14 protein-coding genes are annotated in these 15,966 nt (G+C 39.4%); all 14 read right to left on the bottom strand.

Translation table 11 applies throughout. From position 1 onward, the window contains the following. Window positions 1–8: 8 nt before the first annotated feature. The 14 genes from surE to eno all read right to left on the bottom strand — a co-directional run bounded on the left by surE (window position 9) and on the right by eno (window position 15,942). Window positions 9–752, bottom strand: coding sequence for a 5'/3'-nucleotidase SurE (gene surE / locus PCNPT3_RS10400; RefSeq protein ID WP_015465824.1), 744 nt, complete (start codon window positions 750–752; stop codon window positions 9–11). Beyond that, window positions 749–1,780 (bottom strand): tRNA pseudouridine(13) synthase TruD, encoded by a 1,032-nt coding sequence (gene truD / locus PCNPT3_RS10405; RefSeq protein WP_015465825.1) that lies wholly within the window; start codon window positions 1,778–1,780, stop codon window positions 749–751. The genes surE and truD overlap by 4 nt, the downstream gene beginning before the upstream one ends. 1 nt (window position 1,781) lies before the next feature. Continuing rightward, entirely contained in the window at window positions 1,782–2,270 is a 489-nt protein-coding gene (gene ispF / locus PCNPT3_RS10410) for a 2-C-methyl-D-erythritol 2,4-cyclodiphosphate synthase (RefSeq protein ID WP_015465826.1), read from the bottom strand. 4 nt (window positions 2,271–2,274) lie between these two features. Further along, window positions 2,275–2,943, bottom strand: coding sequence for a 2-C-methyl-D-erythritol 4-phosphate cytidylyltransferase (gene ispD, locus PCNPT3_RS10415; protein ID WP_015465827.1), 669 nt, complete (start codon window positions 2,941–2,943; stop codon window positions 2,275–2,277). Window positions 2,944–2,955: 12 nt separating this feature from the next. After that, complete coding sequence (ftsB, locus tag PCNPT3_RS10420; protein WP_015465828.1) at window positions 2,956–3,234, bottom strand: cell division protein FtsB; 279 nt, start codon at window positions 3,232–3,234, stop codon at window positions 2,956–2,958. 237 nt (window positions 3,235–3,471) lie between these two features. Continuing rightward, window positions 3,472–6,399: a multiheme c-type cytochrome gene (locus PCNPT3_RS10425; RefSeq protein WP_015465829.1), complete on the bottom strand. Its 2,928-nt coding sequence runs from the start codon at window positions 6,397–6,399 to the stop codon at window positions 3,472–3,474. 35 nt (window positions 6,400–6,434) lie between these two features. Further along, window positions 6,435–7,883, bottom strand: coding sequence for a hypothetical protein (locus PCNPT3_RS10430; RefSeq protein WP_015465830.1), 1,449 nt, complete (start codon window positions 7,881–7,883; stop codon window positions 6,435–6,437). After that, complete coding sequence (locus PCNPT3_RS10435) at window positions 7,880–8,503, bottom strand: hypothetical protein (protein WP_015465831.1); 624 nt, start codon at window positions 8,501–8,503, stop codon at window positions 7,880–7,882. The genes PCNPT3_RS10430 and PCNPT3_RS10435 overlap by 4 nt, the downstream gene beginning before the upstream one ends. A gap of 30 nt (window positions 8,504–8,533) precedes the next feature. Then, a complete protein-coding gene (locus PCNPT3_RS10440; protein WP_015465832.1) occupies window positions 8,534–9,955 on the bottom strand; it encodes an FAD-dependent oxidoreductase in 1,422 nt (473 codons plus the stop codon). Continuing rightward, window positions 9,952–10,770, bottom strand: coding sequence for an FTR1 family iron permease (locus PCNPT3_RS10445; RefSeq protein WP_015465833.1), 819 nt, complete (start codon window positions 10,768–10,770; stop codon window positions 9,952–9,954). The genes PCNPT3_RS10440 and PCNPT3_RS10445 overlap by 4 nt, the downstream gene beginning before the upstream one ends. Before the next feature lie 46 nt (window positions 10,771–10,816). After that, the gene (locus PCNPT3_RS10450; protein ID WP_232207361.1) at window positions 10,817–11,236 is read right to left on the bottom strand and encodes a hypothetical protein; all 420 of its coding nucleotides are present in this window, start codon (window positions 11,234–11,236) and stop codon (window positions 10,817–10,819) included. Between the two features lie 207 nt (window positions 11,237–11,443). Continuing rightward, the gene (locus tag PCNPT3_RS10455; RefSeq protein ID WP_015465835.1) at window positions 11,444–13,465 is read right to left on the bottom strand and encodes a hypothetical protein; all 2,022 of its coding nucleotides are present in this window, start codon (window positions 13,463–13,465) and stop codon (window positions 11,444–11,446) included. 310 nt (window positions 13,466–13,775) lie between these two features. After that, a complete protein-coding gene (locus PCNPT3_RS10460; protein ID WP_015465836.1) occupies window positions 13,776–14,336 on the bottom strand; it encodes a hypothetical protein in 561 nt (186 codons plus the stop codon). A gap of 298 nt (window positions 14,337–14,634) precedes the next feature. After that, a complete protein-coding gene (gene eno, locus PCNPT3_RS10465) occupies window positions 14,635–15,942 on the bottom strand; it encodes a phosphopyruvate hydratase (RefSeq protein ID WP_015465837.1) in 1,308 nt (435 codons plus the stop codon). Window positions 15,943–15,966 lie beyond the last annotated feature (24 nt).

Consider the following 15,966-nt stretch of genomic DNA (forward strand, 5'->3'; position numbering starts at 1 on the left):
TCTCGTTATTAATTAGAGGTTGCTAACCAATCAGCAAGAGGGGCTAATTGCTCAGTGGCGGTTAAATCGATTTTTAAAGGGGTAATAGATACATAGCCTTGATTAATTGCATGAAAATCCGTTCCTTCTCCGGCGTCTGCTATTTTTCCTGGCGGGCCGACCCAGAATATTTTTCGACCACGAGGATCCTTACTTTCAGCGCACATTTCAGCTTGATGGCGTTTGCCTAAACGCGTTACTTTTATACCTTTGATTTTATCTAAGGGCAGATCGGGTACATTCACGTTGAGTACTTGATCAGCATCTAAAGCATGATGTAATAATTTTTCAACTAATAGTTGCGCATAAAAAGCAGCCGAGGCAAAGTGCTCTTTACCGGCAAGCGAAATAGCCATCGCAGGTAAACCTAAAAATCGCCCTTCCATGGCAGCTGCCACCGTACCAGAATAAAGAACATCATCGCCCATATTAGCGCCGTGATTAATACCAGAGACAACCATTTGCGGCTTTTCTTTACAGATAACGTTTAATGCTAAATGCACGCAATCGGTTGGCGTGCCACTTACCGCTACAAAACCATTTTTCAATACCTGCATACGCAAAGGATCTTCTAAACTCAATGCATGGCTTGCACCACTGTGATTGCGATCAGGGGCGACCACTATCACTTTATTTCGTTTTTTTAACGCTAAATATAATGCGTTAAGCCCCTGTGCATGCACGCTATCATCATTACTTAACAATAAACTCATTTAATGAGTTCTCGTAAAATACTGGTTGCATAACACCCTGACGGCAAATAAAATTTGATCGTCAGCGTATTTTCATTGTGCCAATGAGCTGAAAATTGATCAGCCACTAATAACAAATGTCGACGTGCTTGTTTTAAACCATTTTTGGCTAAGCCTTCTTGCAACATAGGATAAGGCTTTAATTTTTGTGTTTCATACTCGAGCGCATCAAGCTCAGAAGTTAGCTCATCAGCCCCCCATAAAGGGCCCGTTAAACATATTTGGCGATCGCGAAGGCGCGTTAAAACGTCTTCATCAAGCTCAGTCAAAGGGAAAAAAGAGCGGTTACTTACAAACTGCACACAGTCGCCAAGTAGTGGCGTATTATAAATACCATCATCAATACGCGCGGATAACACTTTATTAAACAGATAACTACGCGCTGCACTTAAATACATACCGCGTTTAAATCTATCTTTAATTTTTCGCCCTGCAAACATATGCTCCGCAGCTTGAACATTATAACCACCAAAACCAAAGCGTTGCTCTCCAAAGTAATTAGGCACCCCTTTTTGTATGTTGATCAATGCTTTTTCAAGTTCTACTTTGTTACTAACTTCACGTAACGTCACCTCAAAATAATTACCCGCTAACGCGCCCGTTTTAATTTTTTTATGATGACGGATAACTTTATGAATGGTCACCCCTTCAGCGCTAAACAAACTAAAATCAGGGGTGATTTTCCCCGGGATATGCAATGAAAACCACTGCCAAGTATCTGCTTGCCTATCTTTAAGGCCAGCGTAACTTACATTGCGCGCGGGAATATCCGCAAATTTAGCAAGTTGCTTCGCTAAGTATTGTGTATTCTCACCGATTTTTTGCACCCATAAACACACATGCTCACCTTCACCGGTGAGCTCAAAACCTAAATCTTCACGGACGATAAAGTCGCTACAAGATTGCTTATAAAGCGCATTACTTTTAGGCTCTCCATATAAAAAACTAAAATCGAGACTAAATGCATTATTTGATGTTTCTTCTGTCATTTTAAATTTCAACACTCTGTTTAAGTAATAATGTCACCGCATGTGTTGCGATCCCCTCTTTACGCCCAACATATCCGAGCTTCTCAGTGGTCGTCGCTTTTACATTGACTTGATCTATCTGCGCATCAACAAGCGAGGCAATGACCGATCGCATCTCATCAATAAAAGGTGCCATCTTAGGCATTTCTGCGATGATGGTAATATCTATATTACCTATTTTATAGCCTTTGTTTTTCACCAAAACAAATACCTTTTTTAATAATTCTCGGCTATCTACACCGGCATATTGTGCATCAGTATCGGGGAAATGACGCCCTATATCACCTAAGGCCAACGCCCCTAAAAGAGCATCACACAAAGCATGTAAAGCAACATCGCCATCCGAATGTGCCAGTAATCCTTGTGTATAAGGTATTTTTACGCCAGCAATAGTGATCGGCCCGACACCACCAAATTTATGTACATCAAAGCCATGTCCCATTCGGATCATACTTTTATCCTTTTAAGTAAAATTCTGCTAATTTTAAATCTTCAAAACGCGTCACTTTTATATTATCACTGCGACCTTCTACCAACTGCACTGGTTGCCCATAAAACTCCATAGCAGAAGCTTCATCAGTGATATCGCATTTCCCTTGCATCGCTAATATTGCTTTTATTAATAAGCCATTATTAAACATTTGGGGCGTCAACGCGTGCCATAAGCTTTCACGAGGCACTGTTTTTATAATATTGTTGTTTGCATCACTGCGCTTCATCGTATCGTGCACTTTCGAGGCAAGGATAGCGCCCTGCTTCGTTTTTAATACATGCTTGATCAATTTATCTAAATCGGATTTTTGTAAACAGGGGCGCGCGGCATCATGTACAAGCACATGATCCTTATGATCAATTTTATGTAAAGCGGCTAAAACCGAATCTACACGCTCAGCACCACCTTCAACAATTTTAATTTTAGGATGAGATGCAATACTTAAGTTTTTAAACCAAACATCATTACGTGCAAGCGACACAATAATTCGCTGAACGTGTGGATGGGCAATAAAAGGCGCTAAACTGTATTCAATAATAGTTTTAGCCCCTATTTTTAAATATTGTTTAGGGATATCGCCACCTACACGTTTACCAATGCCAGCGGCTGGGATCACTACTGTAAATTTCAAAAGAACCTCTTTTTAATGTTTTTTGGGAACGATACGAAAAAAAGTTTCCCCTTCTTTTATCAACCCTAATTCATTACGAGCGCGCTCTTCGATCGCCTCATTACCTTGCCTTAAATCATCTATTTCAGCAAACATCAATTGATTACGTTTCATTAATTCAGCATTACTTTTAATGGCCAAATCCACTTCTTTAACTAACACTTTATTTTCTTGCATGCCGTTTTTACCCCACCACAGGTGGTACTGCTCAAGCGCAAAAACAAACACTAATATCATAAAAAATATACGCATAACATAGCCCTCCCGCATAAAGGGCTATTTTTGCATATTAACGGCAAAAAAGATAAAAAAGCACAATAAAAAAAATAAGAAAGAAGTCAAAACGATAACAATAAAATTAAAGTGCATATGAAAAAGGTTGATATATCATTATATCAACCTTTACATAAAATCCATCACTTTAATATTACGCCGAGATCTAGGTGCTGGCATAATAACGACACGTTTCGCGCATCACCCTTTAATCAACTACTTCTCCAGCGCGCTATTGTAAGTGCGTTGTACTTTTTGTAATTCAATAACCTCTGGATCGGGTATGTTTTCATCTGGATATGCCTTACGTACTTTTTCTGTTAATCCTTTTGCAAAGACCTGATATAAAATACGTGTCGACACCGTAATGGGATACTGCATATTCGGCGGTAAATCAAAGAATTCTTGACGTGTTTGCCCTGATTTAATGCGCGTATCTTGGCCAATTTTTACATATCGCCAAAAACGTAAACCCACCGGTTTCCCCTCTTTATCTACGCCAATTTTAATAAATCGATGTGTATCTTTAGGTATATAGCCATCTTTCATAACCCCGCTTGTATAAACTTGCTCGCCGCTTGCGTCGGTCACTATCACTTCTAGCCAAACTTGGCGGCGCGCGCCACCTGGCATATCATGACCTGAATTAACATTGGTTACATGTGCAATTAACTGCCCTGCATTTTTCTCAATAGTGAGCGTTAATGCCGTTTTCAAAATATCGATACTCATTTTTTTATGCTCAGGGCTACGCATTCCGGTAAAGAAGTAATTCCCGCCGACAAAATGATGAGAGCGTAAGTTTGACTTCATCGGCCCATCATTCGTTGATTTCCCGCCGACTTTATTATTAAAATCAGTCACATCTTGTGTCATATGACAATCTATACAGGTTTTATTATTTTCTGGATGTTCCGGATCGTTAAAAGGAGATGCCAACCATTCACCAAAGTTATCATTTATATTTGCGCCCCCCCCCGTTGTAAATTCATTATGACAAGTAGCACAATACAAGGAGCTGTTATATAACTCTTTATTTGAGTACGAGTCTTTATGCGCTTTGGGTAGTGAATTTATTTGTTTTTCTGATAGCCATTTTAATAACGCATTTGATGAGTTTTCAAAAATATAACTATCTCGATCTTTAATGTTCACCGTCATATCCGTATTACCACCGGCATTTTCAGCTTTAGTGATACGGTGGCAAAATACGCAACCCGTCCCGCGTTCACTGACGGCTTGTCCATGTGCTAACGCATCTTTTAATGCTTGTCCGCCTTTTTCATGCATATCTCCAAAACCAGATAAGGCTTTAACGTCATTATTGATAACCATTTGCGGACCATGGCAACCTCTGCAAAGCACTCTAAATTCTTCACCTTCTTCTTTGGCTGCAAAGTCCTCTTGGAATCGATAATAAGGATGATCCATTTTCATCCCATGATTCGAATCTGCCCATTGGTCGTAAATGGTCGTATGGCACTCTGCACACTCCGCAGAGTTTATCCACTCACTCGGATGCGTATAACGCTTTTTATCATCGAGTCTTAGCCACGTTGAAAGGTAAGGTAAATTTTCTGAAGAGCGCACATATTCGTTCAATGCCGACATCATTTTTACCACCTCTATCGGCGGACTCTCAACACTTACCGCAGGCAACTTACCTTCACGAGGATCGCCCCCCATGCCCCCTTGTGTTTTTTGAATAATATCAATGTAAGCACCCACCACATCACCCGCAATCATTTTCCTAACATCAACATGTCCAGTAATGGCATTCTCAAAACGATCTTTTTTAGCATCTTGCATCAATTGCTTATTGGTAAAGTTAAAGCCGTCAAGGTGACAAGAATTACAACTCATCCAGAAATCACCCGCCATCGGAAAATCGGGATCATCACTCATATTGGCACGATTAAATAATGTTTTACCTCGGCGTAGTTGCTTAGGTAAGGGATCATGCTTAACCAAGGGTGCAAAATGGGCTTGTCGTAATTTAACTTTAGCAAAAGGCCCAGCAGCACCGGTATCAAACTTAACCAGATCCAACGACATTGCATTTTGTACCCAAAGATCTCGACCATTAATTAAAATGCCGCGCGGATTATCCCCTGGAACATTACGATATATTTGTGTTGCTTTGACGCCACCTTGAAATTTTTTGCGACGATGACGTTTTTTATTTTTCTTACCTTGACGAGAAAGATCAAAAATCAATAAATCTTCAGAGCCAGCTAATGTGAAAATAACTTTTTTACCATCTTGGGTAAATGCCCCATCATGCGGGTTAGAGATAATACGAATGCGATTGCCACTTTCAATAATATTAATTTGTTTAAATAATTGTTTACGCTCATCCACGATCTCATGCTCATTACCCACGCTTAAGTCGATAATAGATACAGTAGGGAAAACCGTTGATTGAAATTGGAAATCATGCGCAAATGACCACAATACATGAGGGAGCCATGCTTGCGTCCCATCTGGCGAAATAACAATATTATCGAGTAACCGTGGTTTACCTTGCGGGTTACTTAAAACCGCATCCGCAGGGCTATCTTGTAACTGAATTATTTTTTGTAAAACAGGCTGCTTTGTTTTGACGTCGAAAATAGAAATTTGTCCGAGTAACGCATGCGTGACCAATAACCTACCATCGTCGGTGATAGCTAAGCCTCGTGGCGTACCAGCCGTCTTAATGCTTTGCGTGACACGCCCTTCTTTGTTAACAACCAATATTTGGCTTCGCTCAAAACTGCTCACGTAAAACTGCTGATTTAAGGCATCAAACACCACCCCAAAAGGACGGGAGGCAACTTGACTAATGTGTTTTGTTTCTAGGGTTTTTGCATCAAGTAAAATAATTTTATCGTTTAACTGATCGGTCGCCAATAATAAACGTCCATCCGCCGTTAAAGCTATTCGCCTAATATCTCGACCAATCGTCGCCTCGGTAAGCAATTCGCCCGTTTTGGCATCAATAATACTGACACTACCCGCATCAAAATTTGCACTAATAATTCGGGTATTATTTTGAGAAAATAACACCGAGCTACTTTTCACCGAAGCCCAAGTGGGCAGGCTAAATAACACTAAGCATAAAAAAAGTGACTTAGTCGTTTGATATTTACGTATAACGCTCATTTATCTGTACTCTTATTTATGACAGCAGAAAATATTTACTGACTAATTTGATATAAAAAAAGATGCCTTTCGCCCATAAATCGGGGGGGAAATTGCGCAATCCATCTCTGTTGCATCGATTTTGTTGCTGATAGTTGCCAAACACGCTGAGCCGAGTCTTCGCTTTCTTTTTTTAAAGCCCAAGTACTACTCGGATAATACATGTCGTAGACAGAAAAACCTGGCATGCTAGCACGTAATAAATTAACGCTATAATTACTGCCTAACACTTTGCTTTCTGGGTGCTTTTTTAGCCACAGCATGGCTTGCTGAATAGGGGCCAGTTTAACCGTTTTTTGATAAGAAGGATAAACCCATTGCACGACATAGAGCATTAAACAAAGTGCCATTGTCATACCTAAATTTATCTGCCATTTAAAAACCGTTAAATATTTATTAACCTGTTGTATTTGTGTGCAAATCAATACAATTCCTAAGCACAAAATAGGCCCGAAATGACGCACATTATCGGGGTTTTGAGCCAGACTTATCCATGCCCAATTAAGTGTTGCTAGCAGCGCGATTAAAGCACTTTGCCTCGCACACAAAGCGCCGACATCAACATGAGTTTGTTGCGTTTTAAACACTTTATAGCCTTTGTAAAAGCTATAAGGCAATACTAATAAGAGTGCGCAAATACCCAATAATCCAAAATTTTCGCGTAACGTAATAAACCATTGTAATAAACTATTGTGCTCACCTTGCGCGGTATTTCCCCAAATCAAAAAATGCCCCAGCGTAAAGCGCATACCTTCATCAAAATAAGCTAAGCCATCGTGGGCAATAATAAAAAGCAGTGAGATAACACCAATGAGCACAATAAAGACACTCATTTGTAAATAAGTACGCCATTTACTACCCGAAAGACAGTTGAAGTAAGCACTCACAAACAAAGAAATGGACAAAGGCAAGTAAGATGGCCTTGTTGACAACATTAAAGCGAGTGCCAATCCCACACAAAGATATCTTTTTTTAAAAAAAACGATTAATGCCAGTAAAAAAAAGACCATTGCACTGGCATCTGATAACCCACTTAATGCCATTGAGGCTAATAGAGGCTGTATTAATGTCAGTAAAAGAGCCCCTGTTGCTGCTATTTTTGAGTGACACAATAACAACACTAAATAAGAAACTAATAAGGGAAGCAACAACGCAGAAAGTAACGAGACCCAAATAGGCGCGATACTATTCTCAACAAAAATCGCACATAAGCGCGATAAACCAACAAAAGCAGGATAACCCGGAAAGTGAGGACGAAACTCTAAAACAGAAAATCGCGACACGGCACGCGAAAAATTTAAGGCGTCATCACTGCTTATTTGTAGCGGAAACGCCGTGATCCAATGCCACCATAGCGCATACGCTGCCGCAATAATGAGCGCGCAAAAAAAATATAAAAACGGGCCCTCATCACTATTAACGTGTCTATCAGAGGTCTCTATCAAGGGGTTTGAATCGTTTTCATTAAGAGATCACGTTGCACTTTAAACGCATTTTCATCTGCAGGGGCTTGGCCAACACCAAAGACGCCGGGATTACCAATAGCCGTCAAAACCCCTTGGATAGCCAGGTTTGCTTGTGCGCGTGTTTTTTCATCATAATTAGGCAGCAGGAGATCTAAAAACAATTTACTTTTTACGACCAATACCTTGGCAACTTGATAGTCACCTAAATTGTTCTGCGCGCCCTCTAAACGGCGTACAATTTCCTCCTCTAATGCCTTATCAAGCACAACTTTTATTGCGCTGGCATCTTTAGAGGCTAACGCCTCTTGCATCGGCGTAAACAAATCAATGTTATGCTCTTTTAACAAATACGCGAACTCCTTCTTTAAGCCCGCAGCGCCTTGCGCTGCAGCATTAAAGTCATTTGCATTTAAAGCCGATAAAATGATTTCACGCCCATCAATTAAAGGCTCTTTTCCGGCAGCCGCATAAGAATATGCCTGCGCATAACCTCCACTCAATAGCAGCAGACTCAATAGCAGAGGACTTAATACCCGCAAACTTAACACCCGCAGTTCAAGGCTCACATAACCCCGTATTTTGATGCTCATATTTTGCATTAAAAAATCCCTTATATATAAAAAATAATGTTATGCCACACTTTGCACTTCTATGACGGTTTTTTCATTACGAAAATCAAAAATTTCACGGCGACGATCGATCCCATCAAGTAAAGATTGGGCTGCCATCATCCCCATTTCCATTGCCGTATCGGTGAAAATATAGCGGAATGTACCTTGGCGTCCGGTCATGATCAAATTATCAAACTGCGCTAAATGCGTGATCGCTTTTTCGCGCTTGCCTTGGTAACTCATATCCATCAATGGATAAGCATGCTCAGTATAAGACGTGAAATATTCTTTACTCGCATGCGCGGTATTAACCCCTAATGTTTTTAAATCTTCAAGCACCCGTTGTTGTAATTTATCACCGTCCATATTCCAAATATCATCCCCTTTATCACAAGGGATCTCAATCATCACAGAAGTACGTCCTTCGGGCGCCATATACTTCGAACGGCGCTTCGGCTCTTGTAAGCGCGTGCCAAGAATTTCAGGATCCGACAAATATTGCCACGTATTTTCTGAGATATTCTCTGTCGCCATCGGCATATTAAGAAAACGCAACGAACGAAATGCAAGGCCACTATCAAATCCCGTTAATTTGCACATTAAAGGCAAAGGCAAGGTGCTGATCACCTGCGTACATTCTAATTTTTTTAATGCATCACCTTGTTTATAAGTAATACTCTCAATATTTTTTTGCGCATTCATGTTTACCCCGCAGACATCTGCACTCAGAATTATCTGCACACCTTTATTTTTTAACTCTTCACTAAGGCGAGTATACAATTGCCCAAAACCTAATTTAGGATAACGATATTGACGCGCATAAGTGCGCACTGATGATTTTCGTCCCGGTAATAAGCGACGTAAAACATCCTTCAAATCCATTAAACTAATACGCTGTGCTGCCCAATCACCCGATAGCGTGCTCGGGGGTATGCCCCATAATTTTTCGGTGTAACCTTCAAAAAAATGTTTATATAATGTTTTTCCAAAACGACTTTCTATCCACTGCGCAAAGCTTACCTCTCCTTTAATCGTCTCTTTAGGTTTAAACAACAGCGTAAAGAAATCCAGTGTGCAGCCCAATAACAAAGATAAGGGGGCATTTTTAATGATATCAAACAGTGCAAGAGGATATTTATAAGTACGTCCACGATAACGGATCACGCTTTTACGTTGCGCAAAAAGTAAATCATCACCCATTAATTTGTCGACAAATTCTAATAATTTAGGGTTTTTGGTAATAAAACGATGTCCACCAAAATCAAAACGATATTCACCGTGTTCGCCTGTAAACGTTTGCGTCGCGCACATCCCGCCCACATGGTCATTACGCTCAATGATAGTTACCGAGTGCCCCGCTTCGACTAATTCCCAAGCGGCCATTAATCCCGCAGGTCCTGCGCCAAGAACGCTAATATGTTGATCTGATGAAAGTGTCATGCTTTTTTATAACCTTTATTCCAAAAAAAGATAAATGTGCTCATATAAGCGCCCCATGTGAGCAACTGTAATAAACTCGGTGATGAATTATAACCAAATAATGCGCGTAAAAACGTACCAAAAACACTTCGGTCATCCAATATCGATGATATATCAAACACTTGTGCTTGAATGATCGGGATCATATCGGCAGCTTGCAACATATTAATTGCCGACGATAATAAACCAGCAGCGATAATAATAATGAGTAAACTTGTCCAACGGAAAAAAGATTGTAATGGCACATTACGCGTACTTTTAAGAATGGCCCAAACCAATAAGGCGGCACAGACTAATCCTGATATCGCGCCAATCATAGTGCCCTGCGCATTTAACTCGCCAGCATTTGCATACATCAACGCGGAGAAAAAGAGAATGGTTTCAAAACCCTCGCGTAACACCGCAAGCGTCGCTAAGAATATTAAGCCCCATAAGTTTTGAGTGCTCACCATTAAACTTAAGTCATCTTGCATTTTAGCAACTTGCGCTTTAGCTTGACCTTGCATCCAGATAGCCATATAGGTTAAAACAATGGTCGCAAAAATAAGAACCCCAGCCATTAAATAATGACGATATAAGGCATGACTAAATTGATCAATAAGCACTTGAAAAGCCACTGCCACAATTAATGAAAGTAACAACCCCACAAACGCACCAATATAAATATATTTATGGTAATGCTTCGCATTTAACTTATTTAAGTAAGCTAATGCAATCCCCACTAATAAGAAGGCTTCAACGCCTTCGCGAAGCGTAATTAAAAAACTGGCTAACATAAATGGATCTCTCTTATTGTTAAATTAAAAATGCACTGCCTGGCATTTAATGTTTTATAAATTTTTTAAAATTAAGGACGCTCCAGCGCATTGCATGTCGAAACACCAGCGGGGCAAGTAACCAAGAGGAATAAAAATGAATATTTTGAATTAATGCAGAAAAGGTATTACCCGGTGCACCGTAAAAAAGTAAATAGAAACCACTGAGACAACTGGTTATTAGCAACCATTCGATAAACAATCCAGTTTGGCGAAGAAATTTGTTTTTGCTCGAGTATAAAAACTGTCGATGTGATGCCCAAAAGGCGCCCATGATAATAGAAAATAATGTCGCGCCGATGACAATATGTAAGAGCAACATCCAACGCTGAATTTGCCAACTACTGTTCACACTTTCCCAAAGTAACAAGCCACTAATAAACATCAAGTAAAGTAAGGATTCAGCCCATTTATGATGGTAGGCCAAATATTTCCAAAACTGTGTGAGCCTATTTTTTAGTGATTTATGATACGACTGAGCCAACATCAACATGATCGTTATTCTCTTCTATAAAAGGCCTATTACTCATGAAGGCAGAAACTATAAAGGCAGCGAACTATGTCGCTGCCTGATAAAGCCTATTGATGTAACATGGGTATAAGTAAAACAAATACCCTTTACACTTTCTCTATATTACTTAACAATTGCTTTATTTGCCATTGTCATAGCAGTACCAAATTTACCGCCAGCTGCAATGATTTGTTTCACACCATCTTCATCAGTATCAACAGAGTTGCTACCTTTGATTTGGTTTTCACCTGAATCACCCATCCATTCTGCTAGTTGCATGCCACCATTAATAACAGTGCGGAACCAACCTACGTAACGATCCGTTAATGCACTTAACTCTAAAGCAGGCTCATTTTCGCCTTCTTCATTTTTCAAATGTAAGATAGCTTCACGTAAACCGCCTGAAATAGCAGCTTCTGTGTAAGGCGTATGCACTGTCGCTTTTCCGGGTACGGTAGCCCATGTGTTGATTTTTTTATCAAACATGTTCTTATCAACGGCAATATAAATAGCACGTGCAGCGTCTTTATATTTTGTATCATCCGTTGCGAGGTAAGCAGCAACCAGACCACGAATAGCTGCAAACTGTGCATCTAATGATTGAGTGCTGGTTTTGATATTGTTTTTAGCAAGTGTCACACCATCAAATACAAGGTTATTTTTACTCATTAACTGATTAATAATAAAATCAGCTTGGCCTTTGATCATCATTAATGCTTGTTTACCTTCAACACTATGTAGGTTTACATCACCAGAATCAGCAGATGCATAACCAACAGGTAGTGCATCTTTAGCACGTTGATAAATAGACAGAGCAACTAATGAGTATGCAGCATCGTAAGTTGAAACATAGTTACCTTGTTTCGCATCTTTATACTCTGTTACAAACGTGCCATTCGCTTTGTTGTAATGTAATGCCAACATGTTTTTAAATAATAAGTTTGAAATATTATTCGCGAGTGAGAATGCATCGTTAGCAATCACATCATTTTTAGTGTTCGCATCAATATTTTTCGCAGGAGCGGCTGCAAAAGGTGCGCCATCAAAAACAGCTAAGAAAGCAGGATTTTGAGCCGTATTAGCTGTGCGTTGATCCGTATAAGCAAAGAACTCAGCAACAGGCCATAGTGTTAACCATGTGTCACGTAATGAAGAGCTTGCATCACTAACGCGTAAACCTTCAATCGAGTTCACACCATTTTTATTGCCTTGTGTAACAGCAACTTTATGTGCGAACCAAATAGCACCTTTACTTGGGTCATAATCAGGACCAAATTTAACGCCTAATTTTTTACCATTAAAGCCTAACTGCTGTTGCATGATAAGTAGTTTATCAATCGACATTTCAGTTAACATCATGCCATTAAAGCCATCTGCTGCTGACACGCCTAAACTATGCTTACCATCTTGATCCATAACAGATGAGTTAGCTTCAACTTCTTCATCTGTTGCAGTAACGTGCATGCCACCTAAGAAATCTTGTGACCACATAACTTCTTTTAATAAAATGCCACCCGTTGCTGCTGGGTTGAATGATTTATCAAATGTTGCACTGTTCCATGCTAACGACTTGTAATCACGGAAATAAGCAGGGATAACTGTTTGTACTGTTTTTTCAGTACCGCTTGCGCCCAGCATTTCTATTTCATCGCCATTGACAGTGGTAACATCAGGTTTTTGAGCGAACTCAGGAACACCTGAAACATAAGGGATTGAAATAGGGTACATATTTTGTGCAACTTCAGAGATTGGGAAACCAACCGCTTCTGCCATCGTGATAACACGTTTACCAAGATCCGCCATTTTACCACCACGTGCTTGGTTCGATGGACCGTTTACAAGATGTGGGCCCATAGTAGATTGGTAGTTTAAAGCGTACATTGCTTCTTCAGAATATTCATAACTTTCAATACCCGCAGCAAAATCAAAAGCGGTAGGTTCATCCACGCGATTTGGATCTAACACATCTAAATCTAAACCAAGTGCTTCCGCTAAAGGCTCACCAGACAATTCAAATTCAGTATATGCTAGGAAATTAGCAGCTGGTTGAAGTGTTTTATCTAGAACAGTTACTTGGGCAGTAGCACTTACAGCAGATGAAAAAAACGCAGCTGTAATGGCCATATTTATTATTGATTTCTTCACAAATTATCCTTTTTATATTTCCATGTCATCGCGAAAGCAAAATTGCTTAAATGATTTATAACTCTTAGTAAACGAGAATAGTTCTCATTCTACATAATTTAAGACACAAATCAACAATGAAAGTCATTATCAATAGCTACAATTCTTTAAAAAAACATTCACATACGCGCAACAGGGCATGACACTTAGGGGTCTTAAAAGAAAAGCATCCTTAAAATAAGAATAAAAAAAAGCACCTCAATAGCTTGAGATGCTTTTTTTGAAAATTAATCCTAAAATTTTTCTTGCTCAATTGACGAGCAATCTTAGTTTATTTTTTCCAGAAAATTAATTTATCTTCTAATTGCGGAAAAGAAGGATGAATAAATAATTTATAAGATGTAATACATGCCACAATAATTTTGATCACGACCATCTGCTCAATGCCCAGTAAATAATATGCATAGCCACCGACAAAGGCGGAGATGAAAATAAACATTTGAAAATATTGTATTTTTTTAACGCTCAATGCAAGTAGGATCAGCACAAAGTCAGCCCACGTTAAAAGAAGACCTAAAGACGGAGCTGCCAAATAAGAGTTAATGGCAAAATAAAGAAAATATATTAAAGCTACGATCATAAAACCAAGAAAAACGTTGATCCATTTTTTAGGGATGTTCGTAAAATCACACGCGTAACGATAAGTGGAGACACTGCCTATCACTAAATTTAAGAATACTTTGGGCATCACACCAATCATTATCCCCCACACCACGTCATTAGCGATAGAAAGAAACGATGCAATACGTACATTTTTCATTCCATTAAAGAGTAATAATAAAATATAAAAAACAACACTTGTCCAACCTAATATTTGTACAAATAATTCCATGCAATAAAGTCCCAAAAGGAAATAAAATGATGAACGATTCTAGCATTAAATATAAATTTTTATCAATGGGGTGATGCGACATCATTAAAAAAATCATTACTGCAATGACTATTTTTATACAAATAAACATAAAAGTAGAGGTTTTAAAGAACCACGGGCTTAGGCAGGCTATAAAATAAGAGATAACAATAAAAATAAAGAGGTGTTGATAGGTAATGTAAGTGACATTTTATAAACTTTAAAACAAAAAATCCCCGCCGAAGCGAGGATTATATTTAAAACATATTAGGTTTTAAATTTAGAAGTTAAATGTACCTTTAACTTCAGCAAGACCACGGTAAGGTGCTTTATCACCTAGTGCTTCTTCAATACGTAGAAGTTGGTTGTACTTAGCAACACGATCACTACGGCTTAAAGAACCCGTTTTGATTTGGCCTGCAGCAGTACCAACAGCAAGATCAGCAATTGTTGAATCTTCAGTTTCACCAGAACGATGAGAGATAACAGCAGTGAAGCCAGCATCTTTCGCCATTTTGATTGCAGCTAGAGTTTCAGTTAACGTTCCGATTTGGTTAAATTTGATTAAGATAGAGTTAGTAATACCTTCATCAATACCACGTTTAAGGATCTTAGTGTTTGTAACGAATAAATCATCACCTACTAATTGGATTTTATCACCAAGAAGTTCTGTTTGGTGTTTGAAACCAGCCCAATCTGACTCGTCAAGACCATCTTCGATAGAAACGATAGGGTAATCTTTAACAAGACCTTCAAGGAAGTAGTTAAACTCTTCAGATGTGAATGTTTTGCCTTCACCTTTAAGCTCATACATACCCGTTTCTTTGTTGTAGAACTCAGAAGCTGCACAATCCATCGCTAAAGTGATGTCTTTACCTAACTCATAACCAGCATTTGCAACAGCAACTTTAATCGCAGCAAGTGCAGCAGCGTTAGACTCAAGGTTCGGTGCGAAACCACCTTCATCACCAACTGCCGTTGAATGACCTTCAGCTTTAAGTACTTTAGCTAGGCTATGGAATACTTCAGCACCCATGCGTAGACCTTCACGGAAAGTTTTAGCGCCAACAGGTTGGATCATGAATTCTTGGATATCAACAGAGTTATCTGCATGCTCGCCACCATTGATGATGTTCATCATTGGAAGAGGCATAGAGTAAACACCAGGAGTACCGTTTAAGTCAGCGATGTGAGCATAAAGAGGTACTTTCTTAGAAACTGCAGCAGCTTTAGCAGCAGCTAGAGAAACAGCTAGGATCGCGTTTGCGCCGAATTTAGCTTTGTTTTCAGTACCGTCAAGGTCGATCATGATTTGATCAAGTTCAGCTTGTGCGATTGCACTTTTGCCCATTAGCGCTTCAGCGATTGGACCATTAATAGCAGCAACGGCTTTAAGAACACCTTTACCTAAGTAGCGAGATTTGTCGCCGTCACGTAATTCTAATGCTTCACGTGAACCAGTAGAAGCACCAGAAGGAGCGGCAGCCATACCAATTGAACCGTCAGCTAAATGAACTTCAGCTTCAACAGTTGGATTACCACGTGAATCCATGATTTCACGACCTAGTACTTTTACGATATTAGACATAATGTTTCCTTTCAGTATTTAAAA

Source organism: Psychromonas sp. CNPT3 (genome assembly GCF_000153405.2).
Taxonomy (GTDB): Bacteria; Pseudomonadota; Gammaproteobacteria; order Enterobacterales; family Psychromonadaceae; genus Psychromonas.